The sequence below is a fragment of the Paenibacillus sp. J22R160 genome (assembly GCF_059692135.1).
Genome location: NZ_JCAUAU010000002.1, coordinates 527,111 through 550,681, shown reverse-complemented (window position 1 = coordinate 550,681; position 23,571 = coordinate 527,111). Strand labels below are relative to the sequence as shown.

Sequence of the window (23,571 nt, the reverse complement as noted above, 5' to 3'; positions counted from 1 at the left end):
TCATGATAAGTCCATATAAAAGCGATCAAAAGGGCACCAAAACCAGCATCATTCAAGCTTTGCGTATGCACGGCTCCATGCCACGGATTAAATTGACCAAAGTTACCGAACTGAGCAGAGCCACCATCTCTTCCACGATTTCCGAGCTCATGGATTGTAATCTTGTCAAAGAAACAGAAAAAGCCCCGTCAACAGGTGGCCGACCTGCTATTTCACTCGAACTTGTCCCAGGAGCACCTGGCATTATGGGGGCAGATTTGGATAATCAAGTATGGACGCTTGGTGTGTTTGATTTACTGGGGAATGTCATACATCTTACGAAAATACCAGTCAGCTCCCCTCTACCCGAGATCGCGATCCAGGAATTGACGGATCAAACCGCAAAATTTGTTAAAGAATTGGATATCGGAGTCATCAAATTGTTCGGTCTGGGCGTTCCCGGTCTTGTCGATACAAGACGAGGTATTATTAAAAGCGCCTCAGATTTGGGCTGGTCCAACGTGGAGATTGAGGACATGGTAAGTACTAAGCTTGGTTGGCCCACCGTAGCCATAAACAGGCACCGTGCACGTGGACTTGCCGAATGCCGATTTGGTTCGGGCAGCAGCTACAAGCACATGATCTATGTCGGAGTCGGTTCTGGTATTGCTGCTGGAATTTTTAATGATCGCCAGTTGGTTTCAGGTTCTTTCGGCGGGGCAGGTGAGCTCGGACATATTACGGTTGAACCGGATGGCCCTGTATGTCCATGTGGAAATAACGGCTGTTTACACCTCTATTCGACGGCTTCTGCGATTGAACAGGAAGCCCGCAGGCAACTACGGTCTGGACAAGAAGAAAGTTTGCTTAACCGGGTAATCGCAGGCAACGACCTCCAACTCCTGCAGGCCAAGGACGTTTGCTTAGCCGCAGATCAGGGCGATGCTTTGGCGATACGCATCATTAACCATGCCGCCACTTATCTCGGCATTGCTTTGGCCAATCTGGTCAATTTGCTGAATCCTGAGGCCATTATTCTTGGGGGTTCCATTCCTAGCATGTGCAGCACTTATGTCCAAACCGCTACCAAAGTCATGAAACAGCGGTCCATGTTAGCCCTCTCTGCCGGAATCGCAGTGAATACAGCTGTTTTACCCGAAATCGGCGGTGCACTTGGCGCAATTAATTTTGCGCTTGATCAGCATTTCTCTTTTACTATGATTCAGTAAAGCAAATATCGATAAAAGCCTCCAGCCCACTTTGCGAGTGGTTCTGAAGGCTTTTTCAATTTCACGCACCATCTTCATTAGGCTGCTTTGGCTGTTTGATTGTTTATACCGTAACTTTTGGCCAGACGCTGCCCAAATACAGCCGCCAGAATTTGTTGAAATAGCATGCCCGCTACAACAGGAAGCGCCACTGGCGGTGGAAAAAAGCTGATAGCAAGCACCGCACCCGCACTCAGATTTCGCATCCCAGAATTAAACGTTAAGGCTATCGTAACTTCCCGTTCCCATCTCATCAGCCGTGACACTAGCCATCCCGCCAAATAACCGATGGCAGCGCTAGCGAAAGAAACAACAATGATTTTAACCAACTGTCCATTCATGTTCTTCAGATAGGGAGCTATAACCGAAGAGTTAATAGCAACGACCACAAAAAGTCCTATTTTTGAAAAAGGCGCCAACCGTGGTCCCCAGGTGGTTTTAATTCTGCCTTTGGTCCATTGATTAAGAATCGTGCCAATCAATGAGGGAATCACAACCATAAAGAATAACCCTCTCATAATTTCCCATTGGTCCATATGTACCTTCGCTCCGACGATGAGTGAAAGACTAAGTGGCACAATAAAGGGAGATAAAAGTGTGTCTAGCAAGATTAGCGCTAATGTAAGCGCAATATTTCCTCCGTATATGGTGACCCACACCAAGCTAACTACGCCGGTAGGAATAACGAATAGGAGAACAAATCCAGTCTGAGTCAAATCATCTCCTGGAAAAAATAGCGAGCCGGCTGCCCAGCCAAGTAAAGGCATCGCCAGATGCAGAATGATGAAGTTAGCTACAATCGGCAGTGGATGCATCATCACCTTCTGTAAATCTTTAAAATTAGAGCCAATACTACCGAAGAACGTCATCATTGCAAATATCCATGGTACTAGAAAGCTAAGATTGTGCAGCCAAACACTGCAAATTAGCCCGATAATAACAGCCGTTGGCGTGACAAAAGGCATTGCTTTCTCGAGAGCCTTATTCAATCGGATAAGCATTTACACCCCTTCTTTCTCTATGATAAGGATTCATTTTAATTACGAAAATAATTGTAGCACAATTGTGAGTCTTTGAACTTAAACGTTTCAATAAATAAAAAGACTTCCCCCCCCCAAGGGAGAAAGCCTTATACAAAATCCTTCTTAAACCATGACAACCGGTTTGACAGTTTTAAGATGCTGAACATAATCTTGAGCACTTTTTGCTAATCGTTCATCCGTAACATTAGAGGCATCGTTTAGAGCAAAGTGAGGCAGATAAGCAGCACTGACAAAATGAGCAGTCGCTTCAACCGGGCGCAGTATTTCTTCCAATGTGAAGCGATTGGAACCGCTTTTTGAATACGACTCCTTAGTGCCATATGTCGAGACGGCAACTCCGATTTCTTTACTAGTCAATTTGCCGCCTTCCGGTCCAAAAGCCCAGCCGTATAATAACACGGTATCAAACCACTTTTTTAATAATGGAGGTGTGCTATACCAGTAAATCGGGTATTGAAAAATAATTCGGTCATGCGATTCAATCAACTGCTGCTCTTTGGAAACATCGATATTTTCGTCTGGATACGTTTTATATAATTCATGGATCGTGTAATCACCTTGAGCTTGCAAGGCCTTCACCCATGTTTTATTCCAATTGGATGCTTCCATGTTCGGATGAGTAACGATGACTAAAGTTTTCATTTTATTTGCCTCATTTCATCATTGATTTTAGTTTTTTATTTTCTGCACATTTACCTTCATTATTTTTCTTTATTTCTCAAAAAATGATACGCTATTTTTAAATATAATCATTTACCTACTAAAAGATAGGTTAATATAAAAAAACAATCCGCTCACTTTTTCAAGTTAAGGCGGATAGCAACCCCTCGACAATCAAATCAAACTTTTTAACATCGCTAAAGCTTCTTGCAAGCAGCTGCGCACCTTGGAGTGAAGCTAGAAATTGATGGGCTCGCACATCTGCGGCGCCTTCAAACTTTAGATGCCCTTCGCGTCGTCCCTGCTCCATCACATGTTCCAACCATTCTAAATTTGAGGTGAAAAATTGAGCTAATCCATCTCGTACTTTGCCAGATAAGGTAGCCAAGTCTGTAGAAAGCATGACACTTAGACAAGTACGATAATCTTGGACAGGGCCACTATAGAGTAAAGTGAATTTGCGCAGCTTGTCCAAGCTGTTCTGTGTCTCTACATCGATTTGTGCGACTTTAGTAATAAAATGTCTATGATACCGTGTAATCAGCGCTTCTCCCAGATCCTCCTTGTTAGGGAAATAGTAATGAATACTGGCATTTCGTATCCCTACTTTGTCTGCAATGTGTGTATAGCTAAATCCGTTAAATCCAAATTGCTGCACAAGCGACTGAGCCGTATCCAAAATAAATTCTGACGTATTTTTATTTTTATCCATACATAAATTCTATCTTTTAGTAGATAGTGTGTCAATATGTACGGTATTCTTTTATCATGTATAATGCAGAATAATGATATTGATTATCTCAATCTTAGATACCTAAATCCACCCATTCCGGAGGTCTATATGGATGTTCAGTTGCTCAAAGTCTTTTTTACCACGGCGCACGAAGGAAGCATTTCCAAAGCAGCAAATAAATTAAACTTTGCCCAGTCCAACGTCACTCATAAGATTCAACAGCTCGAGGCCGATTTGCAAACACAGCTCTTCTATCGCCACAATCGAGGGATAACGCTTACGCCTTCCGGACAAATTCTTGTTTCTTATGCGGAGAAAATATTGCATGTCATTCAGGAAGCAAGACTTGCCGTTGGAGACTCCTCCGAGCCTGCAGGACCCCTGCATATAGGCTCAATGGAAACAACTGCCTCCGCTAGACTGCCAATGCTGCTTACCAAATATCATACGGAATTTCCGGCGGTCGATTTCACTTTAACAACGGGGCCAACGGAGCAGCATCTTCATGCCGTTCTTCATTATGAGCTCAACGGCGCATTTGTGGCCGGTCCTGTGGAACATCCTGAACTGATTCAGGAAAAAGTCATTGATGAAGAACTGGTCTTACTCACCTCTGCATCCCATCCACCCGTCAATTCCATCCATGATGTGCAGGATCGTCCGCTTCTCGTATTACGCAGCGGCTGTGCTTACCGGGCAAAACTAAATCTACTGCTCAAAGAAGAAGGCCTAATTCCTGTTAAACTGATGGATTTCGGATCACCTGAAACGATTATCGGCTGTGTCGGCGCAGGCTTGGGCATTTCGCTTTTGCCACGTTCCATCGCAGCCGAACCAGAAGAGCAAGGACGAATCCGCTGCCATGTACTTCCAGCCAAGCACGCCATCGTCACAACCGTGTTCATCCGGCGCAAAGACGCTTTAATCACCCCTGCATTGTCAGCTTTCTTATCGGCGATGCGCACCCACTTCAGCTAAAGTATGACTAGAAATGCGTTTATCCTCATCTCTCGTACGTGATCAAAACGTATAAATGGATAGCGATAAGTCAATACTTGGAGCAACCTCTGTGAGGTTAGGAGAGGGAGAGCGAAGATGCAGACTACAGAAAAAATCTCGAATAACCAGTTAGGTATTTTACTATTCTCTTTTATCGCTTCCACCATTGTTTTGACTCTTCCCGGATTGATGGCGATGTTTGCCAAACAGGATGCCTGGTTATCGGTGTTTCCAGCTACGACAACGGGCTTATTAAGCATATGGGTAATGACCTTACTCGCGAAACGTTATCCGGGTTTGACCATCATCGAATACAGCCAAAAAATTCTTGGAAAATGGTTAGGGACAGGTTTGGGTTTCTATTACATTTATTATTGGTTTATGTCGATTTCGATTATGACCAAACAGCATGCCTTTTTCGTAAAAGCACTATTATTACCTAGAAGTCCGACCGTTATAGGAAGTCTGACTTTATTGATCCTTTGCGGTATAGCCGTTTATATGGGAATTGAGGTCATTGGAAGATGTTCTGAGTTTCTTACACCACTGAAATTGTGTTTTTTGGTTCCGCTCTTAATTCTAACAATTGGGGCAGCAGATCCCGAACAACTAAAACCAATTTTGGGAGATGGAATACTGCCGGTATTACAAGGAGCTATTCTTCCGGCAGGAGCTTTTATGAATCAACTGTTTATATTGGGATGGCTTCTTCCTTATTTGAATCAACCCCAAAAGGCGCTCAAGATCTCTTTATATGCCCTTTTAGCTATTTTCATTTTTATTTTTATTATTGTTTTTTCTACCATTATGGTCCTCGGTTCCTTAACAGGTCAACTGAACTATTCGTATTTAAGTGTCATGCAATATATTGGTATTGAAGGTTCATTTGAACGTCTAGAGGCAATCACTGTGATGATCTGGGTCATTGGCAGCTTTTCGAAAGTTTCGGTGACGCTGTTCATCCTAGCTCTTAGTGTTAGCCAAATTTTCGGCATCCGAAATTATCGTGATATCGTTGCTCCGTTAACTCTTTTAACCCTTATTGGTTCGGTTTGGGTTCTCAAGAATGGCGCGGAGCTTCAAACGTACCTCACTTTCATTTACCCAAGTATAGGCTTTATCACACAAAGCCTTATCCCGTTGTTGCTTCTCGCGATTGACACGATCAAAAGAAAAGTAGCCCGTTCATTGCAATAAAAGCATTTTTCCGAAGGGTTCAAGCATAATCTTGAACGGGACAACCATGCTCGGTACGTTAACCCGGGCTATTAGTAACGAACCAACAATAGAGGATACGCCAAGTATACTTCCAAAAACGGCTGCTTCCCTTTTTTTCTGCATTCTCAGCATAGATCGGATTCTGATTAAAGACCATAGGACCATTGAACATACAAATATGATGATTTGGGCTATCATTTTTTGATCTCCTTTTTCTCCAAATGTAAAGGAGGACCTGCCATCCCGCTGCCTAAAATATTTATTTTAACTTCAATCGAAACGTCTACCTCTTGAAACTTAGAGTCCCATTGTCCTTTCAACGATTTCCATTGCTTCGGCTTATCGCGGAAAATTTCTCGACCGAAACCCACGCTATCAACTTTGTACTGCTTCTGGATTTTGGCTAACGCATCCTTGACTTGTTCTTCAACCGATTTCTCCAAGGCAGTCTGCACAAGCTTAAGATTCTCAGGGATACGAATATCTAAATTGGTATTATTTTCCCAGATATTCCCTTCTCCGCGTAACAGTATTCTAAATTTGATCTTATCACCATTTATCTGTGGCGTAATGATTCGATCGGTTTTTGCCAGAATAAATCCTACCATTCCGCCATTATCCGGTAATTCGGCATTAAGGCTGCCATGTTTCATTCGATCTGTAGCCCATAGAAATCCATTGGTTTCATTCTCGTCTAGAAACCCGGCTAATTTGAAATCCTTGAAAATAGCTGATCCAGCTAGCTTAAAGATATGGTCTTCTTTTACTCCTTCTGTTAAACCATCCGGCATGATGACTCCCAATACGGGACTAATTCCTTCACCTGACGATGCTAAAAAAAAGTCCCGTAACGTAATCGCCAACTCGCTTTTTAATGCTTCCATTTCTTTAATTGCTTCGCTGGGTACTTGTTCGAATGGGTATTTGACTTGCAGAATGTCCCGCCCTTCTCCGCCCTTCACAACCATCATGTACGTTTTTAATCGTTGTTTCGAATCATGGGTGTAAATATCAAGAATGTCTTGAATTCCGTGTTTGGATAACTTTTCACCGATATAAATAACAACGCGATGTGCGGTAAACAGTCTACGCGAACTTTTTTTCTGAAGCCTGTAGAAGGCTTCGTTAATATTTTTACCAACCGCGGATATCACAAAAAACTTCTCTTTGCTGCTTCCACCACTCCCTGGTCCTCCCTGAGCGGAAGAAGGGACCGCAATTTGATGTGATAATATATAATCCCCATCATCCGTTATGTCAAATGCTGTGCCCATGATAAACGCAAGATCATTAATTTCCGTACGATCCCAACAACCACTTGTGGTCAAAAGTGTGATTAGCAAACCGATGCAAAGGAATGGTTTCATTCTGAAGCTCCCTTCCCTTTCTCCCCATAATCCGGGCTTGGCCTCTGACCTGCTGGCTCACGTACCGAATTGTTAGATCCTGTTGCCGCAGGACGATGAGTTTTAGCCCATATCGGCGAACGAATGATGACATCTTTTAATTTCGAGAAAGTCATTGGGGCTACCGGAGTGAAATAAGGGACGCCGAACGAACGAAGCGACGTGATATGTAACACGATGGCCATTAACCCAAGTACAACACCATACAGCCCAAGCGTACCTGCCAAGAGTAGCATTGGAAAACGTAGTAATCGGATTCCGTTTGCAAAACTATAACGAGGAATCGTAAATGCAGCAATACCAGTAATCGATACAATTATGACGACGGGTGCGGAAATAATACCCGCTAACACCGCCGCTTGGCCGATCACTAATGCTCCTACAATGCTTATCGCTTGCCCGATCTGTTTAGGTAATCGAATCCCCGCTTCCCGTAAGGCCTCAAAGATAATTTCCATTAGAAAGGCTTCGATCACAGCTGGGAAAGGAACAGGCTCTCTAGAGGAGGCAATACTCAGCACCAGATTAGTAGGGATCATTTCCTGATTGAACGTCGTAATTGCAACATATAGGGGAGGAGCAAATATGGCGATACTGATGAAAAGGAAGCGAATCCATCGCACAAAAGTTGCAATTGGCCAGCGAATGTAATAATCTTCGCTTGCCTGGAGACCCGTCCAGAAGGTCATGGGAACAATGAGAACAAATGGAGAGGTATCGACAAGAATAGCTACTTTCCCTTCCAACAGCTCTGCAGCAACAACATCTGGCCGTTCTGTACTGTGCACAAGAGGAAATGGTGAGAAAGGGCTGTCCTCAATAAACTCCTCTACATATCCTGAATCCAGGATTCCGTCAATTTTAATCCGCGCGACCCTTTCTCGAACTTCCTCAATGACCGTTTCGGAAGCAATACCCACAATATAGGTAATGACGACCGCAGTTTGAGAAAGCTCCCCCAGAGTAAAGGATTCCATTTTTAATCTTGACGTTTTAATTAAGGACCGTATTAACCCGATATTCTTTGAAATGTTCTCGATAAATCCAACCCTGGGACCGCGTATGACAGGTTCAGATGATGGTTCGTCTAGGCCTCGTTGTGATTTAACATTCACTTTAACCGTCATCGCATCGCAGTTTCCTGCTGAGAGCACAGCTGCATGGCCACTTAATACTTGCTTCACAAGGTCAGTTATTTTGGATGTAACACTCGTCTCACCAATGGAGATGCTCTGATCATCCAACCATTCCGTTTTTTCATTGAAAATATCATCGTGTTTATCAGATTTAGCTATCATTGGTTTCAAGATATGATCGTTAATCAACTCTTCTTCAACAAGGGTTGTAAAGTAGATAATAAGCCAATGATCTTGTCCAGCCATTTGAATTTTACGGAAAACGATATCAGAACTGTTGTGGAAAATACCTTTAAGAATCAATTCATTGTGCTCTAGATCCTTGGTTAATCCAGAGGTCTCTTCATCTTCAGAATGAAGATCCTCAGGAATAATAGGATACGCAAGTTTTGTGTGCATCCATCTCCTAAACCATTTCACTGAGCAGCCTCCTACAGAAAACACGGATACATATAATTTCCCATTTTTTCTCCAAAAATATTCTGAGCTGTGTTGTCTGCTTCCTGGTTACTACCGAGTTTTTATTAGGTAATAACGCATAAATCCCAGTGCCAATAAGGCACTGGGATTCTAGATCGATTAATCATTTACCTTGCAGGGCAAATATTTTAATGCCATTCTTTTCTTAATAACTGCAAAGCGGTTAAAGATGAAGGAAATAGCTCAAAATCGCGTGGATGGATGAAATGCCCATTCCCGCCTAAAGTTCCATCGCGATCAACAAACACAGCTTGAATGTTCAATCCTGCTCATCTCCCTCTTTATTTTCCCACGATGGTGATATGGAGACGACTTATCTCCGCCGCTTCCCCCACGGCTTAAAAACGGAAAACAGATACATTAAAACTAATGAAATAATCTGTAAACCTATGCCAATAAATAGCGATAACGTGTTTACTACCATAGCCCCTTGATTTGCTCCCCCAACTCCCGCGTCGGTTATCAGCGAAATTCCTTGAAGCGTCCATATGTACATGCCGATCGGTCCTAGGATAAGCGCAATCAAACTAAGTATTTCTTTCGCTATGATCCAATAATATTTCACCAAGCCCCAGTGCGTCCATACGGATAGAAGCAGTCCTGTCACTATTGTCCCAATAAACGAGGCTCTAACAGAAGTTTTGGATAAAACGTGCATGGCCTTATAGCAGGAAAGTATTAATCCTGAATCATTGGAGCTCACTGCTGTTATACTCAAAATAAGAAATGTTACACTTGTCCCGAGCATAATGGCTGAAAATAGGATGTGCAAGCTCAAGAGCCACTTCTTCTGTGTCATGGTTATCAATTTCATTATCCCGTAATCTCCCTTGTAATAGTTGTATCTTTAAGATAATAAATTGAAATAAACTAGATCTAAACCACATATTAAAAATTCATAAACTGAACTTTTCCTTACCGCGCTATCGTACAGAGGAATTTGCAATCATTATTTTGTTAGCGATGTTATTTTTCCCACTAATCGGATTGATCGTTTATCTCATTATTCGCAATGATTAGCCGGACAAATTGCGTCAATTAAAAACGGGATAAAGCTTGCTGTCAAGAGTCATGACAACAACTTTATCCCGTTAGGATGTTATTCGGCTGATTCATCAAGGTCTTCGTTGTAAGCCAAGATACCGCGTTTAAAATAAAGCAGTTTTTCGTCTGATGTAGTCTCCATTAAAGTGTCGATCAGCAGCTCAACACTTCCTTTGTAGTTTTGGCTATTGTACATAGCCATGGCGAGAAACACTTGAATGGCGCGGTTTTCGGGAAATTCTTTCATGCCTCTTTGTAACGTTTCCACGGCTTTATGGTAATTCCCCCAGTACCGATAAGTACTCCCAAGACCCATAAGACATCTTTCTAGGTCAGAACCACTTAGCCCTAATTCAAGAGCACGCTCATAATAGGGAATAGCCTCGCGGCCTAAACCAGAATTGTCATGCGCGATGCCGGTTTGGTAGTTGATCTCCGCATCATCCGGATAATCGGCAAGCAATTCGACGAAGTGACCGCGAACCTCGCTCAAGATCTCTTGGTCCTGCTTGGCTCTTCCTTCTTCACGCCGTTCGATTAGTTTGGCCAAATCGTCTCTTGTCATTTCCATCCGCCTTTCCCTGTTATGGATCAGGTATAATTATAGTCCATCTGCCTTTTTCTGAAAACCAAATTATCCCTTCAAATTCATGTTTTCTTCAGCTTCCAAGTAAGGCCAAAGCAGCGTTAGCCGTTCCTTGGAATTCATCGCCAGTAAATGCAATGAGCGAAAGAAGGAACAGCAGTGAAACAAGGATGAATACCCCCATACAAATTTGAGAAGAAATTTTTTGCGCGCGCGCTGAAATCGTAACCCCCCAACTAATCATGAATGCCCATAGACCATTGCTGAAATGGAATGCCGCTGATAATACCCCGATGACGTATAGAACGAAATAGGTTGGATTCGTAGCAATTTGATGCATCGTAGAACCAAGGTCATCATGTGTAATAGTTCCCATGTAAACTTGAAACCGCGTATTAAAAAAATGCCAGAAAACAAAAATAAACGTAAGTACCCCAGTGATCCGTTGAAGGGTAAACGCCCAATTGCGACTGTATGCGTATTGTCCCTGGTTAAGGTTGGATTGATAAGCCATATACAGTCCATAAACACCATGGAACAGGATGGGAATGTAGATTCCAAAGATCTCAAGCAAAGGTTTAAGGGGCAGGCTGTTAACCAAATGTACACCGCTACTGAACCCTTCTGGTCCTCGCTCAAACGATTGAAAGTTAAGCAAGACATGGACTAGAATGAAGCCTCCGAGTGGAATTACCCCAAGTAAGGAGTGCAGTTTGCGCCAATAATAGGAATTTCCTTTCATGTGACACCTCTCTTAGATGGTTTATCCCGATCCATATCGATCGGGTCTTGCAATGATGCGCTATCTAGACATTAATAAGACAATTGTGGAGGTCCATATGTGACAAAAAAACCGTCCTCACGGTTCGAAAACCAGAGGACGGTCCATAGCTTTTTTTTATTTCGTAGTTTACTTTAATTCGAAGTGCGCGCTAACCAATCCTCGAAACGCGTCGTGGTGATACGCGCCTCGCCCAGTGGGACGAGTGAGTTTTGCTTCAACAACACGCCATAGTAACGTGAATTTTCGTCTGTGACTAACTGTCTTGAATCTTTTTTCGCAATCAGGAATCGACGAACAAGTTCGTCGAGGCCCATGCGTTCTGGACCAGCAATATCAACAATGCCATTCACCGGAGCCTCAGTTGCATAGCTCGCAAGCGCGGCAGCAACATCGTCGGAAACGATTGGTTGAATGGAGGCAGACGGCATATGGACAGTTTGCCCTTCCGTGGAGAATTGGGCAATGCTTTCGACGAACTCGAAGAACTGGGTTGCTCGAACGATTGTATAAGGTACTTTCGAAGCTTTAATCCTATTTTCTTGTGCCATCTTCGCGCGGAAATAGCCACTTTCAAGAAGGCCATCCGTACCAACGACTGACAAAGCAACGTGATGCTGCACACCAGCAGCAGCTTCAGCCTCAAGGAGATTACGAGTTGAAGTTTCAAAGAACTCCAGAACGGCTTGGTCTTCCCATGAGGGAGCGTTCGTAACGTCAACGACAACTTGCGCGCCGCTGATCGCCTCAGCCAGTCCCTCACCCGTAACTGAGTTGATGCCTAAGGAAGGAGATGCCGCCACAACGTTATGACCCTGCTCACGCAGGATGTTTACAAGTTTTTTCCCAATAAGTCCACTACCACCAATAACGACAATTTTCATATTAATCCTCCTAGTTTATGATTGAATTTTCAAATCAGGATTGTCCGAACAAACAATAACTTCCTATGTTAATGAATTAGCTTAAACCAGCTTTCGTCAAACCAAATGCTGCGTCAGCTGAGCCTGGAACTGTTTTGAACCCGACATTGATACGATTCCAAGCATTGATCGCCATGATCGAGAAGGTCAAATCTGAGATTTCCTTCTCAGATAATTGGCCGCGAACTCGGTCATAGACCCCATCAGGCACACCATGCTCAGGTATATTTGTGAGGATTTCAGTCCATGCCAAAGCCGCACGCTCGCGAGGAAGGAACAAAGTTGATTCCCTCCATATTGGGAGGTGATAGAGACGAAGCTCGCTCTCCCCATGAATCTTGGCTTGTTTAATGTGCATATCCAAGCAGAATCCACATCCATTCATTTGTGAAGCTCTGATATGAACCAGATGTAGGATCTTCTCTTCAATTGAGCTATCCTTCTCCGCGTTGCTGAATTCCATCAATTTTTTAAAAAGCTCCGGTGATTGCTGCATATAATTTACACGTTGTGCCATTGTTATATACCTCCAATGTGTTTTTCTTATTTATTTTCATAACACTATTAAGACAATTGGCAGATTCGAAGTGTGACATCTATTTTATGATCTTCGAATTCCAGATTCTATCAAACCGTTTGTAAGGCTTCATTAACCTCACTGACAATAGATAAAGCAACAGATCGAGCACTGGAGAATGCTCGTTCTGCAAGCTCACCTTTCCCCTCACAGCCGTCTCCACAAAAATAGAAAGGAACATGATCTATACGAGTAGGTAGTAATTTGTTTGTGATAACGTTTTTTACGCTGGAAACCATTGCTTTTTTGGATACACGTTTCACCGCGGTAACATCACGCCAACCTGGATAATGCTGATCGAAAAGTGCTTCCATCTGTGTATGCTTATCATCTAAGAAAGTTTTGCGCTGTTCCTCACTATGATAATGATCTCTCAAATAGGCGATTCCCTGCAGCAATTGTCCGCCCTCTGGAACAAGTGTATGATCCGTTGCCGACACATCACTGATGAATATTTTGTTATCCATGTCGCTTATATAAGTAAATGGTCTCGCAACAACTTGACTTAATCCAACATCATATATCATGACTTCAGTTGCCGTATTGGATTCATATGGAGCAAGGAACGGCTCCCAAGCGGTGCCTTTTAGCAATTTGATGACTTGTTGAACTGGCATTGCAAAGATAACTTTATCGAAGGCTTGATGACGATTTTTCGTTCCCAGAATAAATTTCTGATCCTCAAATCGAAGTTCTTCCACACTTTCCTGCATGGCGATTTCCCATTGGTCAGAACTAGTTATCTTCTGTTTCAATTGATTTGTAATTACAGACCAACTCCCTAACACATAATTGACAGGTTTGGTTGATAGGAAGAGGTTGTGATAATACTCGCTAATCACCGCCCCGGATACATGACGAGCATCTTCAGGAGCAATGAAGAAATTGGAGCAAACTAGATGCTCCCATAATTCTTTCACATCATCATCCGCTTTGGAGGCATCCAAATACTCACCTAGGGTGTTGTAGTTTTTCAAGTTATGAATATTTGCAATAATCGCCGTAATTTCGCCGACAAATCTTACTTTCTGCATGGTGCTTAGTAAATCTGTTTTTAAAAGATTAATAGCATCAATGGGTGCCGTTATAAGATGATTATGTTTAGAATAAACGACTTTGCGTTTGTCAACCTGCTTAGAGGTAAATGTCAGACGCAGCTCTTGTTCCATGGATGACAAGGTATGACGATCGATGCCATAGATCGTATGTGCGCCATAGTTCAATGTAAATCCACTTTTTTCATAAGTAAAAGCTCGCCCGCCCAATTGTGGACTGCGTTCGAATAAGGTTCCTTCAACATGTGGATTTTCAGTTAAGTATGCCGCCGCTGTTAATCCGGCTAATCCACCGCCAATAATAGCTATTTTCATTAAGGTATCCTCCTGGAGTAGGGTATGAGCTATTCGGATCGACATTAATAAGGCAACTGGAGACAACAATACGTGACATCATTGAAGGACCTATTTATTGGATAAAACAAAAAGGAGACCTGCAAACAAGCAGTTCTCCTTTTCGGCAATGCAGAATTGTAAGCTTCCTAGGCCTGTGCAGACGAATTAGTTCAAACCAGCTTTGTTCAAACCAAATGCTGCATCAGCTGAACCCGGGACTGTTTTGAATCCGACGTTGATACGGTTCCAAGCATTGATCGCCATGATTGAGAAGGTCAAATCTGAGATTTCCTGCTCAGATAATTGGCCGCGAACTCGGTCATAGACCTCATCAGGTACTCCGTGCTCCGGTAGTTTGGTTAGGATTTCAGTCCATGCCAGCGCGGCGCGTTCGCGAGGAGCGAACAACGTCGATTCACGCCATATCGGGAGGTGATAGAGACGAAGCTCGCTCTCACCATGAATCTTGGCTTGTTTGACGTGCATATCCACGCAGAATCCACAACCATTCATTTGTGATGCCCTGATGTGAACCAGATGCAGGATCTTCTCCTCGATTGAGCTATCCTTCTCCGCGTTGCTGAATTCCTCTGCATAAGGAAACGATGCTCTGCTAATAATATCCAACATCTATTATGCACGGGGGTGATCCTCGATGAGCGAAATTAGCAGCAAAATCGAAGTAAATGAAGCCTATCTTAGCGAACAATTCAGTGATTGCTCCGATGTAGTTATACGATCCTTTCTGTTAAAAGATGAAACCAAACTATTACTTATCTACCTAGATGGCATGACTCGCTTGCAAAGTATCGAAGATAACGTACTAAAACCTCTGATTTTCAGCGGTTTACCTCAAGGTATTGATCGGATTCAATCGCTCGCCGACATGTTTAGCAGCGAATGGATTCCTTTGACATATGTCACGACGGTTAGTACGCAAGAGGATATTGTCCAACACATCCTGCAAGGACACTTAGGCATATTGGTAAACGATGCGCCAACGGCACTCATTGCACAAGTGCAAGGATACGAGACAAGGGGCATCCAAGAGCCAAGGAAAGAAGCGACTTTACGAGGATCTAAGGAAGGATTCGTTGAGAATATCCGCACGAATACGACGTTGATTCGGCGAAGAATTATTCACTCTCGTCTGAAGATGGAATCTTTTACACTAGGGACTTATACGCAGACTGAGGTCGTCCTTGTTTATATGAAGGAACTAGCGGATGAGAACGTATTAACTGAAGTTAGAGAAAAGCTGAATGCAATTGAGCTTGAAGGCGTTCTCGATTCCGCCTATCTCGAGGAGTGTCTTGAGAACAATTCCTTCTCTATCTTCTCACAGATTCAGAATACTGAACGACCTGATATAGCGGCAGCAAGTCTTTTAGAGGGAAAGATAGTGCTTCTAACGAATGGAACTCCCTTTGTCCTCATACTTCCCGTTACCTTATGGTCTGGTCTTCAATCTGCTGACGACTATTTTGAGCGGTTCATCTTTGTTTTTCTGACACGTTTGGTCAGATATATTTTGACGTTCACTTCATTTGCATTACCAGCAATCTATGTCGCATTATCGACATTCCACCCTGAAATGGTCCCAAGCTCGCTTATGATCGGCATCGCAACGGCAAGGGAAAGCAGCCCGTTTCCGACGGTCATCGAAGTCTTCCTAATGATGTTTATTTTTGACGGTTTACAGGAAGCAGGTGTTCACCTCCCCAATCAACTTGGGCCGGTCGTCAGTATTATTGGTGCTCTGGTAATCGGGCAAGCAGCCGTAGAAGCTGGAATTATATCTACGCCGATCATCATTGTAATTTCCTTGACGGGTGTCGCGGCATATACCATTCCGAGATACAGCGCTACCTTGCCCTTCCGTTTCATTCGGTACCTCTTGCTGTTCATAACCGGGTGGCTCGGCTTTGTCGGCTTCGCGTTTGGCATTATCTTTTTGCTGATTCATCTAGTATCGCTTGAATCCTTTGGAACGCCCTTTTTGAGCCCGCTTGCGCCGTTTGATGCCAAACGGATTAAAGATGTGATCATCCGTTATCCTTATAGGTTCAAGAACGTTCAAAATAAGAAAGGGCGCCAAACATGATTCGCTCTTTTATCGTCATCTGCACATCCCTTATCTTTATTTTGCTCGCCTCAGGCTGTACCGACTTTGTGGAACCCAATCAATTGGCTTTCGTGATGGGGACTGCAGTTGACCATGTCGAGAATGGTAACATCGAAATCAGTCATCAAATTGCCATCCCTTCCCATATGAATGGTTCGTCCAAAGGCAGTGGATCTGGAGATTCGGAAAGTTTCCTTGTCTTGTCTGCCCAAGGGAAGGATGTTCTTGAAGCTAGTCAGAAAATACAAAGAGAAATGTCACGGAGATTACTGACGAGTCATCGCGCTGTTATCGCGATCAGCGAAGATTTTTTCAATAAGAACGAAGTGGACAAGCTATTTGATAAACTCGGAAGAGATCCTGCCAACAATCAAAGGGATATAACCATTATGGTCAAAGGGAAAAGCGCAAAAGAGTTCCTAATGTCAAGGCATCCCTTGGAAAATTTGTCTAGTATCGCCGCGGGAAAAGAACTGCATATCAACGGTATGAAGAGGTTCTCAACAAGACAATTCGTTATCGACAGTGTAGCTGAGGAACATCGATCTCTCGTTCCGATCCTGCAGATGAAAACTAAGCAGCTTAGCAGGAGTAAAAAGGAACAAATTGCCGTTCTATCCGGTTACGCTGTCTTGAACAAAAAGCTCAAAATTGGTGGAGTTCTGGACGATTTGGAGGGCAGTAAAGCAGCCTGGATGTCAGGTAAGGATGGCACACGAATGTTGACCATTCCATGGAAAGATGGCAATGAGTACCTATCTTTCCGATTAGTCCATCTTAAACGCTCAATAAAATCGGCTAACGGCAATTCTCCTGATCAGGTAGTACTGACTGTGAAAGCTCAAGCATATCTGCTTGAAAACACGACGAATCTCGACATGTCCGAACTAGCCAACATGCTTGAAGTACAGAAACATCTGAATGAGCATGTTAGTGAAGATTTACAACTGACCTTGAATAAAGTTCAGAACTGGGGCTCTGACGTTTTTGGCATTGGTGCTTACCTGCACCGTAAGTATCCAACCTGGTGGCGGTCGAATAAAGAGGATTGGGATGAAAACTTTAAGCACATCAATGTGACAGTCCAAGCAAGTATTCAACTTAAATCCATAGGTGCAACAGGCGGACAAATAAAACGAGGAAGATAAGGAGTGTGGACGAAGTATGAAGATAAGTGGTTATCAAATGTTTTGGCTGGTTAGTATTTCGTCCATCATCGTCGTTTCTTACCTCCCTATCCATTTGGCAGCGGAGCATGCTCGACAAGACTGTTGGATTTCCATTCTGCTGGGAGGATTGCTGATGATGGCAATCACTTGGGTTATGCTTCGCGTTTGTATGCAAAATAAGGATAAAACATTAGTATCCTTCATGAAAGACCTATTAGGCACGGTTCTTGGTAAAATCATCGTCATCGTGTATTTTCTGCTGTGGTTCTTGCAAATGTCAACGATTGCAAAGGGGAATGCTGAATTTGTTAGTCTAGTTTTGATGCACAATACACCGATGATTATCATCTTGCTGTTAATGTTATTTCTCGTTGCTTATGCCGTGTATAAAGGGGGCATTACAACCGTCAGCCGCTGCGCAGAAGTCATAGGCCCAATCTTTGTTTTCACCTTGTTTATTCAGATATTTCTGAATCCTCAAGACATGGAAGTAACTAGAGTTTTACCTATCTATTCGGATTCAGGTTGGTTGCTAATTCTAAAAGGTACCTTGTATTCGTATAGCTACATGGTGGATCCTTCGATTATCCTTATGTTATTCTTTTTCACGGAGAACAAGCAAACCGCCTCGCGCGCGATCCTTTGGGGAACAGCCGTTTCGATGATATGGGGTGTATTAGCCACTCTGGCTCTTCTATTAGTAACCGGGCCCGACGCTGCTGCCCAATTAGTCGTTCCTGTCTATTCCCTCACCAAGTTTATATCCATACTCAACTTCATTCAAAATATCGATGCCCTTTACATCCCATTATGGCTATTTGGTGCTTTTGTTAAATTAGCGGTCTGCTTATTCATTCTAAGTTACGGATTATCGGAGTGGACGGGCATCCGGAATTGGAAATATATTGCATGCGGCATGACGGTTATTTTATTGGCATTTCTCATCTATAGCTCTTACAACATTCAAATTTCTTATACGCTCAAAAACAAGTTTCTTATTAGTATCCTCTATCCATTTGCCTACATTGCCATCCCTTTGACCTTATGGACGATAGGCAGTATTAAGAAACGACGTAAAGTGTCCGTTTAAATAGACAAAACTCCGAAATCCCACTCTGGCAAGGGCTCGGAGTTTTATTTATGTTAGATTGATAAATTGGATAAATGTTTTAACTTATCTGGATTCAAAATAATGAAAATGCGTTGAATGGAAATTTTATGGGAATCCCACTCAAAAGAAATAACGCCACTTGGCAAACCGTCTTTTGTTAACAATATCCCTTGTTGATCATTGACTTCGACTAGCTGTGCCTTAGTATCAGGAAATTGTGATGCAAGAGCCTGCAATATTTTAAGCACGCGCTCTTTCATATATACAGGAACAGCTGCTGCCGAAACTTTCCCACCGCCGTCGGCAATCAATATGACGTCCTCCGTTAACAAGTCCACAAGGGACTGAACGTTACCATTCGAAAGAGCAGAGATAAAGCGAGTCACCAGCTCCTTTTCTTCAACAGGATGAGTCCTTAAGAATTCATTTTTGTCCGTAGATAAATCAACTTTTTTCTTAACCCGACTGTAAATTTTACGGCAATTAACTTCCGTTTTATTAAACATTGCGGCAACTTCGCTATGCTCATAAGCAAAGACTTCTCTTAAGATAAACACGGCTCGTTCCAATGGCGTAAGTTTTTCCATAAGCACAAGAAAGGCATAAGAAATCGTGTCATTACGTTCAACGCTATCGAGCGGGCTATCTTCAGTCAATTGTACCATTGGTTCTGGTAGCCAATTTCCTACATAGCTTATGCGTTTTTTACGCGCAGATTTTAATTCGTTCAGGCACCGATTGATCATCATTTTGCTTAAGTACGATTTAATATTATTAATGTTTTCATTCACATAACCATGCATGCCGATGAACAAATCCTGCACCATATCCTCGGCATCTGAGCTAGAACCAAGCATCCGGTAAGCAATTGAAAATAAATGAGGTTTATAGGTTTTATACAAATCTTCGATGATGTTGAGTTGTGGGTCCATGGTATAACTTTGCATAATAGCCTCTTCTCTTTGATTTTAAATTCAATCAGTTCTAATTAGTATTAAACAAATCCAAATAAACCATTCTGTATGAAAAAACTGCCCAGAAGCATCCACTTATAAGACAACTGGCATCGGCATTGTGTGACATTATTTTTAAAAAAGTACTGAAAATATAAAAAAGCAGCTTGCTCGAGAGCAAACTGCTTGATGCCATACCTTTTTAAAACCGAGGTAAGTTCGATAAGTTGTTGCTCGGATCTCCATCTGGATAAGATCTAAGCGTCTTTTCCCCTTCACGATTTCGCCCCGTGTTCACATCTTCAATTAATCCAGCTTCCGTCATTGCTATCGCATTCGCAATATCTACGACTCTGCCGTCTTGAAATTGCACGCTGCTGATTGCGCCATCTCCATAATGAACGGCTTGAATGATCGCCTTATTAGGATCAATCGTATGAGGTCCTGCCCCATACTGCGTCCCATCCCTCATGAACGTGCCGTACTGCGTAGGTTGACCATTGGGTCCATAACCTGTGTATCCACCTTGGAACCCAACATTGCGCGCATCCGCATGGTTGATACCGGTGTTTCGTTGTCCATATGGGGCATTCATGTTTCCGGAGGAACCGGGAACGGGCATTCCGCCCTGATACGTCTGGTACTGATTGTGATCGTTGCGTGCTTGCAGCATAAAGCTTTGTTGCATGTTTGGCTGATACGATGGCGATGGTTGAAACGATTGTTGCCTCATATCGTTAGGTTGGCTTTGCATATTCGGATTCGGTACTGGACCGCGCCGGCGTCTTGACATTCTTATCGACTCCTTTGTTTTTACGTAATATGTCTGCCACCTAACTAGCATGCGTCACTCGTACGTATCCTATCCCAACTAACGTCGCAGCCCCATCATATTGCCAGATGAGTACCTTCTAAGTCCCCCATAAAATAGGCTTATTGCGCCAATACAGAGCAAAAGAGCAATACCTACTGCACCTAAAATAAACGGCAAGTCAGCTTCGCGTAACAATCCAATCGGCAAATAACTAATAAATCCCGCTGGCAGCACGGTGAATAGAACTATTTTGCCTAAACCATTAAAAATGCTGGTTGGATAGGTTGTAAACGTTAAAAGTGCATTATACAATTGAAAACTAAGTCCCTCCGTGCTGCCTAACCAGAAAGCGAGACAGTTAACAATGACCGTGAAAAATAAAAATATCAGCGTCGACAACACCATCGCCAGTGCAAACTTAAACAAACCAAGCCCCGACTTATCACCGAAAGCTACATAAATCAAAAGTGCAAATAAGACGTCACCTATCGCACTAACCGACATACGGCTTATGAGAACATGCAGCAGCACAGGCTTTGGCTGTGTTAAATAAATATCAAGCTGCCCCGTCGCAATGAGATTGGAAATCCGCATCGCATTGCCAAAGAAAGTAGCCATCACCCCAAAACCTCCGGCTGCTATGGCCCATAGCATCATCACATCCTGTAGTTCCCATCCATTCAAAACATGAAACCTGCCAAAATAAATCCCCCAAAATACGATCCAAACCACATTATTGATGATCATCATGCCGGCTGTAAGAAGAAAGCTCAAGCGAAATTCCATTGCTCCCGCCAGATTGAGTTTCCAGCATTCCCAAACGAATCGAAGCAGTCGTTTGATCTTCCCAGGCTGACCATATTCACTGATTGTTGGTAAACTGCTGCTATCCACCGTTAACATTGAGTTTTGTCACTCCTTTCCGGTACACTAGGAACACGATAACACCAATCACTAGCATCCAAATAAGCTGTGTTGTAATAGCTCCTGCCAGCTTGGAGGCTTCGAAAGCGACCGTTGTTTTGGCTGGGAGATAAACAATCGTTTGAAATGGGAGCCAGCGGCCAACCTGCTGAAGCGCGTCAGGGAAAAGCTCTAGAGGCATCAGCATGCCGCCAATGGTAAATAGAAATTTATTGTACACAAATTCCAATCCTCGAGTCTCTTCCACCCAGAAAGCACAGAGTGCTAATACCATATTTAATAAGAAATTAATGGTGAAGCCGCAAAGCGCAATGAGCGGAAGCCACAACAGACCATAACCGAAATGCGGCGTGCCGATGATCAGCAATCCCAGAACGGTGCCAAGCGCTGCGTTTACGATAAAACGTATCGCTGCCTCACTCATGTACTCAACATAGTGGAATACGACAAAATTGACTGGGCGAACGAATTTAAACACGATATCGCCGCTTTTCACTTCTTCTTCAACGCGAGTGCACAAGCTGGGACTAGCAAGAATCATCGATTCCGTAATAACCAGATACCACATAATTTGTTTAAAGCTATAGCCGGCAATCGTATCTGTTCCTTCACCATGGAACGTCGTCTGCCATAACTGTAGGAAAATATATAGGATCAAAAGCAGGAATAACGAGCGGATGAGAAAATCAGCGATGTAAGCAAATTGATTACGGAGCGTGATTTTGCCGATAAACACATACTTAACCGATTTGCTCAAGGAGTTCATGTGCCACCCCTCCCTTGCCATAGTCCCCGTACATACGAGTAATAATATCTTCCATAGGCGGATCCTCTACGGTGACGTCGACGATTCGATGAGCCGCCATAATCTGTGATAAGGCAGTTTCAATCGTGGTTTGCCCCGTATCTACCGATAGGGAGAGTCTAGCGTTGTCCTTTTCCAACACAGTCACACCTTCGAGATCCATCTCGCCTGGTTCATCTTCAAGCACAAGGCGTACCGTCTTGTGGGTCATGAAGCGCTGCTTCATCTCTTGAACACGGTCATCAAACACGATACGTCCATGATTGATCACAATGGCTCTATCGCATAGTCGCTCAATGTCGCCGGCGTCATGTGAGGTCAGGAATATCGTTGTCCCCTCTTCCCGCTTCAACTCCAGAATAAGCTCTCGGATGCGCTGCTTCACAACGACATCTAATCCGATGGTCGGCTCATCCAGGAATAAGACTTGGGGGCGATGCAGCAAGGAAGCAGCGATTTCACATCGCATCCGCTCGCCTAGAGACAGCTTTCGGACGGTTGTCTCCAAGTAAGGTCCAAGCTCGAACCGCTCGATAAGATCGTCACGCCGCTTGATATAATCACTTCGTCGCAGCTCATAAATACGGCTCATCAGCTCAAAGGTATCGATTGGCGGCAGGTGATACCAAAGCTGTGATTTCTGCCCGAAGACGGAGCCTATCCGGTAACTAAGCTTGTTTCGCTCCTTCCAAGGGCAACACCCCAGCACTTCGGCCTCGCCGGTAGATGGATGAAGGATTCCTGTCAGCATCTTGATCGTCGTTGACTTACCCGCTCCGTTTGGGCCGAGGAAAGCTAGCGTTTCTCCTTGGGCAGCAGAGAAGGTAATGCCTTCAACGGCAACTTTCTCGGCGTATTGCGGCCTAATTAGCGCCTTAACACTGCCCATAAATCCTTCTTCCTTTTTCTTCATGCGAAATGACTTCGCTAACTGCTGAACACGTATCGACTCCATCAGGTCCACCCTCCTTTCACTCACTGCAGCAAAAAAGACCTCTCGGTCCGTTTCGCCTATGCAGGCGGAACTTTCCGAAGGTCTTTTATCCCTTACGGTGTAACACGTCTTGATCCGTGTCGGCTTCGCTTGGTTCGCCATCCGCGTGGACTCGGATCCCTAGAAGCCCTTCCGTTTATTTTCCACATCTTAACACATCATGTCATGTACAGACAATACCTTTTTTCAATTAATTCCCAGATTGTTGAAGGGTATCAAGCTCCTGTTTGAGTGTAGCTGACTTCTGCTGCGCATCCTTAATTTGAGTCTGCAGCTGCTGAATTTCCTGCTCTGCCTCCGTGAGTGCAGCCGCGGTAGCCTGGGAGTGAAGCTCCTGAGCTACCTGCAGAGTCTGTTCAGCAGCTTGCTCCGCTTTTTGTGCAAACTGCTTAATTTGTTCAATGTTCTGCTTATCCTGACTTTGTTGACCTTGTTGTGGCATAAAAGAACCC

At 43.5% G+C, this 23,571-nt stretch carries 26 protein-coding genes; 7 read left to right on the top strand and 19 right to left on the bottom strand.

The window, feature by feature from the left end:
• Positions 1 to 2 precede the first annotated feature (2 nt).
• Positions 3 to 1,208 (top strand): ROK family protein, encoded by a 1,206-nt coding sequence (locus AC58UW_RS06150; RefSeq protein WP_497419793.1) that lies wholly within the window; start codon positions 3 to 5, stop codon positions 1,206 to 1,208.
• A gap of 77 nt (positions 1,209 to 1,285) precedes the next feature.
• Here the strand turns inward: AC58UW_RS06150 and AC58UW_RS06145 are convergent, their stop codons facing one another.
• From AC58UW_RS06145 to AC58UW_RS06135, 3 genes are all read right to left on the bottom strand, one after another.
• Positions 1,286 to 2,248 (bottom strand): bile acid:sodium symporter family protein, encoded by a 963-nt coding sequence (locus AC58UW_RS06145; protein ID WP_497419792.1) that lies wholly within the window; start codon positions 2,246 to 2,248, stop codon positions 1,286 to 1,288.
• 144 nt (positions 2,249 to 2,392) lie between these two features.
• Positions 2,393 to 2,932: an NAD(P)H-dependent oxidoreductase gene (locus AC58UW_RS06140; protein ID WP_497419791.1), complete on the bottom strand. Its 540-nt coding sequence runs from the start codon at positions 2,930 to 2,932 to the stop codon at positions 2,393 to 2,395.
• A gap of 160 nt (positions 2,933 to 3,092) precedes the next feature.
• Positions 3,093 to 3,662 (bottom strand): TetR/AcrR family transcriptional regulator, encoded by a 570-nt coding sequence (locus tag AC58UW_RS06135; protein WP_497419790.1) that lies wholly within the window; start codon positions 3,660 to 3,662, stop codon positions 3,093 to 3,095.
• Positions 3,663 to 3,791: 129 nt separating this feature from the next.
• On the opposite strand from AC58UW_RS06135, the gene AC58UW_RS06130 reads away from it, so the two are divergent.
• Positions 3,792 to 4,661 (top strand): LysR family transcriptional regulator, encoded by an 870-nt coding sequence (locus tag AC58UW_RS06130; RefSeq protein WP_497419789.1) that lies wholly within the window; start codon positions 3,792 to 3,794, stop codon positions 4,659 to 4,661.
• Between the two features lie 117 nt (positions 4,662 to 4,778).
• Positions 4,779 to 5,879 carry a GerAB/ArcD/ProY family transporter gene (locus AC58UW_RS06125; protein WP_497419788.1) on the top strand — a complete coding sequence of 367 codons (1,101 nt, stop codon included), beginning with the start codon at positions 4,779 to 4,781 and terminating at the stop codon, positions 5,877 to 5,879.
• Positions 5,880 to 6,094: 215 nt separating this feature from the next.
• Here the strand turns inward: AC58UW_RS06125 and AC58UW_RS06120 are convergent, their stop codons facing one another.
• The 4 genes from AC58UW_RS06120 to AC58UW_RS06105 form a co-directional block, all read right to left on the bottom strand.
• A complete protein-coding gene (locus AC58UW_RS06120) occupies positions 6,095 to 7,267 on the bottom strand; it encodes a Ger(x)C family spore germination protein (protein ID WP_497419787.1) in 1,173 nt (390 codons plus the stop codon).
• Positions 7,264 to 8,862, bottom strand: a complete 1,599-nt coding sequence (locus tag AC58UW_RS06115; protein ID WP_497419786.1) for a spore germination protein — start codon at positions 8,860 to 8,862, stop codon at positions 7,264 to 7,266. Before AC58UW_RS06115 ends, AC58UW_RS06120 begins: the two co-directional genes overlap by 4 nt.
• 188 nt (positions 8,863 to 9,050) lie before the next feature.
• A complete protein-coding gene (locus AC58UW_RS06110; RefSeq protein WP_497419785.1) occupies positions 9,051 to 9,185 on the bottom strand; it encodes a hypothetical protein in 135 nt (44 codons plus the stop codon).
• A gap of 50 nt (positions 9,186 to 9,235) precedes the next feature.
• Positions 9,236 to 9,736: a hypothetical protein gene (locus tag AC58UW_RS06105; RefSeq protein ID WP_497419784.1), complete on the bottom strand. Its 501-nt coding sequence runs from the start codon at positions 9,734 to 9,736 to the stop codon at positions 9,236 to 9,238.
• Between the two features lie 71 nt (positions 9,737 to 9,807).
• Here AC58UW_RS06105 and AC58UW_RS06100 point away from each other — a divergent pair, with 71 nt between their 5' ends.
• A complete protein-coding gene (locus tag AC58UW_RS06100) occupies positions 9,808 to 9,942 on the top strand; it encodes a PLDc N-terminal domain-containing protein (protein ID WP_497420000.1) in 135 nt (44 codons plus the stop codon).
• Between the two features lie 79 nt (positions 9,943 to 10,021).
• Here AC58UW_RS06100 and AC58UW_RS06095 read toward each other — a convergent pair whose 3' ends face one another.
• From AC58UW_RS06095 to AC58UW_RS06070, 6 genes are all read right to left on the bottom strand, one after another.
• Positions 10,022 to 10,537: a tetratricopeptide repeat protein gene (locus AC58UW_RS06095; RefSeq protein ID WP_497419783.1), complete on the bottom strand. Its 516-nt coding sequence runs from the start codon at positions 10,535 to 10,537 to the stop codon at positions 10,022 to 10,024.
• An 88-nt stretch (positions 10,538 to 10,625) separates the two neighbouring features.
• Positions 10,626 to 11,294 carry a succinate dehydrogenase cytochrome b558 subunit gene (locus AC58UW_RS06090; RefSeq protein WP_497419782.1) on the bottom strand — a complete coding sequence of 223 codons (669 nt, stop codon included), beginning with the start codon at positions 11,292 to 11,294 and terminating at the stop codon, positions 10,626 to 10,628.
• Between the two features lie 173 nt (positions 11,295 to 11,467).
• Positions 11,468 to 12,217, bottom strand: coding sequence for an SDR family oxidoreductase (locus tag AC58UW_RS06085; protein WP_497419781.1), 750 nt, complete (start codon positions 12,215 to 12,217; stop codon positions 11,468 to 11,470).
• Between the two features lie 76 nt (positions 12,218 to 12,293).
• Positions 12,294 to 12,773 (bottom strand): carboxymuconolactone decarboxylase family protein, encoded by a 480-nt coding sequence (locus tag AC58UW_RS06080; protein WP_497419780.1) that lies wholly within the window; start codon positions 12,771 to 12,773, stop codon positions 12,294 to 12,296.
• Between the two features lie 110 nt (positions 12,774 to 12,883).
• Positions 12,884 to 14,203, bottom strand: coding sequence for an FAD-dependent oxidoreductase (locus tag AC58UW_RS06075; RefSeq protein ID WP_497419779.1), 1,320 nt, complete (start codon positions 14,201 to 14,203; stop codon positions 12,884 to 12,886).
• A 186-nt stretch (positions 14,204 to 14,389) separates the two neighbouring features.
• Positions 14,390 to 14,854: a carboxymuconolactone decarboxylase family protein gene (locus AC58UW_RS06070; RefSeq protein WP_497419778.1), complete on the bottom strand. Its 465-nt coding sequence runs from the start codon at positions 14,852 to 14,854 to the stop codon at positions 14,390 to 14,392.
• A 25-nt stretch (positions 14,855 to 14,879) separates the two neighbouring features.
• Here AC58UW_RS06070 and AC58UW_RS06065 point away from each other — a divergent pair, with 25 nt between their 5' ends.
• From AC58UW_RS06065 to AC58UW_RS06055, 3 genes are read left to right on the top strand one after another with little or no spacing between them, the layout of a single operon-like run.
• Complete coding sequence (locus AC58UW_RS06065; protein WP_497419777.1) at positions 14,880 to 16,328, top strand: spore germination protein; 1,449 nt, start codon at positions 14,880 to 14,882, stop codon at positions 16,326 to 16,328.
• On the top strand, positions 16,325 to 17,497 hold the full coding sequence (locus AC58UW_RS06060) for a Ger(x)C family spore germination protein (protein WP_497419776.1): 1,173 nt from the start codon (positions 16,325 to 16,327) through the stop codon (positions 17,495 to 17,497). The genes AC58UW_RS06065 and AC58UW_RS06060 overlap by 4 nt, the downstream gene beginning before the upstream one ends.
• Before the next feature lie 16 nt (positions 17,498 to 17,513).
• Positions 17,514 to 18,608, top strand: coding sequence for a GerAB/ArcD/ProY family transporter (locus AC58UW_RS06055; RefSeq protein WP_497419775.1), 1,095 nt, complete (start codon positions 17,514 to 17,516; stop codon positions 18,606 to 18,608).
• Positions 18,609 to 18,661: 53 nt separating this feature from the next.
• Here AC58UW_RS06055 and AC58UW_RS06050 read toward each other — a convergent pair whose 3' ends face one another.
• The 6 genes from AC58UW_RS06050 to AC58UW_RS06025 all read right to left on the bottom strand — a co-directional run bounded on the left by AC58UW_RS06050 (position 18,662) and on the right by AC58UW_RS06025 (position 23,561).
• A complete protein-coding gene (locus AC58UW_RS06050) occupies positions 18,662 to 19,561 on the bottom strand; it encodes an RNA polymerase sigma-70 factor (RefSeq protein WP_497419774.1) in 900 nt (299 codons plus the stop codon).
• Between the two features lie 223 nt (positions 19,562 to 19,784).
• Positions 19,785 to 20,375 (bottom strand): DUF3892 domain-containing protein, encoded by a 591-nt coding sequence (locus AC58UW_RS06045; RefSeq protein WP_497419773.1) that lies wholly within the window; start codon positions 20,373 to 20,375, stop codon positions 19,785 to 19,787.
• A 78-nt stretch (positions 20,376 to 20,453) separates the two neighbouring features.
• Positions 20,454 to 21,299: an ABC transporter permease gene (locus AC58UW_RS06040; RefSeq protein ID WP_497419772.1), complete on the bottom strand. Its 846-nt coding sequence runs from the start codon at positions 21,297 to 21,299 to the stop codon at positions 20,454 to 20,456.
• Positions 21,283 to 22,086, bottom strand: coding sequence for an ABC transporter permease (locus AC58UW_RS06035; RefSeq protein ID WP_497419771.1), 804 nt, complete (start codon positions 22,084 to 22,086; stop codon positions 21,283 to 21,285). The genes AC58UW_RS06040 and AC58UW_RS06035 overlap by 17 nt, the downstream gene beginning before the upstream one ends.
• Positions 22,061 to 23,080, bottom strand: a complete 1,020-nt coding sequence (locus tag AC58UW_RS06030; RefSeq protein WP_497419770.1) for an ABC transporter ATP-binding protein — start codon at positions 23,078 to 23,080, stop codon at positions 22,061 to 22,063. Before AC58UW_RS06030 ends, AC58UW_RS06035 begins: the two co-directional genes overlap by 26 nt.
• 229 nt (positions 23,081 to 23,309) lie before the next feature.
• On the bottom strand, positions 23,310 to 23,561 hold the full coding sequence (locus AC58UW_RS06025; RefSeq protein ID WP_497419769.1) for a hypothetical protein: 252 nt from the start codon (positions 23,559 to 23,561) through the stop codon (positions 23,310 to 23,312).
• Positions 23,562 to 23,571 lie beyond the last annotated feature (10 nt).

Coding starts and splice junctions, on each gene's coding strand:
- AC58UW_RS06150 (WP_497419793.1), top strand. CDS start 3: ATGATAAGTCCATATAAAAGCGATCAAAAGGGCACCAAAACCAGCATC.
- AC58UW_RS06145 (WP_497419792.1), bottom strand. CDS start 2,248: ATGCTTATCCGATTGAATAAGGCTCTCGAGAAAGCAATGCCTTTTGTC.
- AC58UW_RS06140 (WP_497419791.1), bottom strand. CDS start 2,932: ATGAAAACTTTAGTCATCGTTACTCATCCGAACATGGAAGCATCCAAT.
- AC58UW_RS06135 (WP_497419790.1), bottom strand. CDS start 3,662: ATGGATAAAAATAAAAATACGTCAGAATTTATTTTGGATACGGCTCAG.
- AC58UW_RS06130 (WP_497419789.1), top strand. CDS start 3,792: ATGGATGTTCAGTTGCTCAAAGTCTTTTTTACCACGGCGCACGAAGGA.
- AC58UW_RS06125 (WP_497419788.1), top strand. CDS start 4,779: ATGCAGACTACAGAAAAAATCTCGAATAACCAGTTAGGTATTTTACTA.
- AC58UW_RS06120 (WP_497419787.1), bottom strand. CDS start 7,267: ATGAAACCATTCCTTTGCATCGGTTTGCTAATCACACTTTTGACCACA.
- AC58UW_RS06105 (WP_497419784.1), bottom strand. CDS start 9,736: ATGAAATTGATAACCATGACACAGAAGAAGTGGCTCTTGAGCTTGCAC.
- AC58UW_RS06095 (WP_497419783.1), bottom strand. CDS start 10,537: ATGGAAATGACAAGAGACGATTTGGCCAAACTAATCGAACGGCGTGAA.
- AC58UW_RS06090 (WP_497419782.1), bottom strand. CDS start 11,294: ATGAAAGGAAATTCCTATTATTGGCGCAAACTGCACTCCTTACTTGGG.
- AC58UW_RS06085 (WP_497419781.1), bottom strand. CDS start 12,217: ATGAAAATTGTCGTTATTGGTGGTAGTGGACTTATTGGGAAAAAACTT.
- AC58UW_RS06080 (WP_497419780.1), bottom strand. CDS start 12,773: ATGGCACAACGTGTAAATTATATGCAGCAATCACCGGAGCTTTTTAAA.
- AC58UW_RS06075 (WP_497419779.1), bottom strand. CDS start 14,203: ATGAAAATAGCTATTATTGGCGGTGGATTAGCCGGATTAACAGCGGCG.
- AC58UW_RS06070 (WP_497419778.1), bottom strand. CDS start 14,854: ATGTTGGATATTATTAGCAGAGCATCGTTTCCTTATGCAGAGGAATTC.
- AC58UW_RS06065 (WP_497419777.1), top strand. CDS start 14,880: ATGAGCGAAATTAGCAGCAAAATCGAAGTAAATGAAGCCTATCTTAGC.
- AC58UW_RS06060 (WP_497419776.1), top strand. CDS start 16,325: ATGATTCGCTCTTTTATCGTCATCTGCACATCCCTTATCTTTATTTTG.
- AC58UW_RS06055 (WP_497419775.1), top strand. CDS start 17,514: ATGAAGATAAGTGGTTATCAAATGTTTTGGCTGGTTAGTATTTCGTCC.
- AC58UW_RS06050 (WP_497419774.1), bottom strand. CDS start 19,561: ATGGACCCACAACTCAACATCATCGAAGATTTGTATAAAACCTATAAA.
- AC58UW_RS06045 (WP_497419773.1), bottom strand. CDS start 20,375: ATGTCAAGACGCCGGCGCGGTCCAGTACCGAATCCGAATATGCAAAGC.
- AC58UW_RS06040 (WP_497419772.1), bottom strand. CDS start 21,299: ATGTTAACGGTGGATAGCAGCAGTTTACCAACAATCAGTGAATATGGT.
- AC58UW_RS06035 (WP_497419771.1), bottom strand. CDS start 22,086: ATGAACTCCTTGAGCAAATCGGTTAAGTATGTGTTTATCGGCAAAATC.
- AC58UW_RS06030 (WP_497419770.1), bottom strand. CDS start 23,080: ATGGAGTCGATACGTGTTCAGCAGTTAGCGAAGTCATTTCGCATGAAG.
- AC58UW_RS06025 (WP_497419769.1), bottom strand. CDS start 23,561: ATGCCACAACAAGGTCAACAAAGTCAGGATAAGCAGAACATTGAACAA.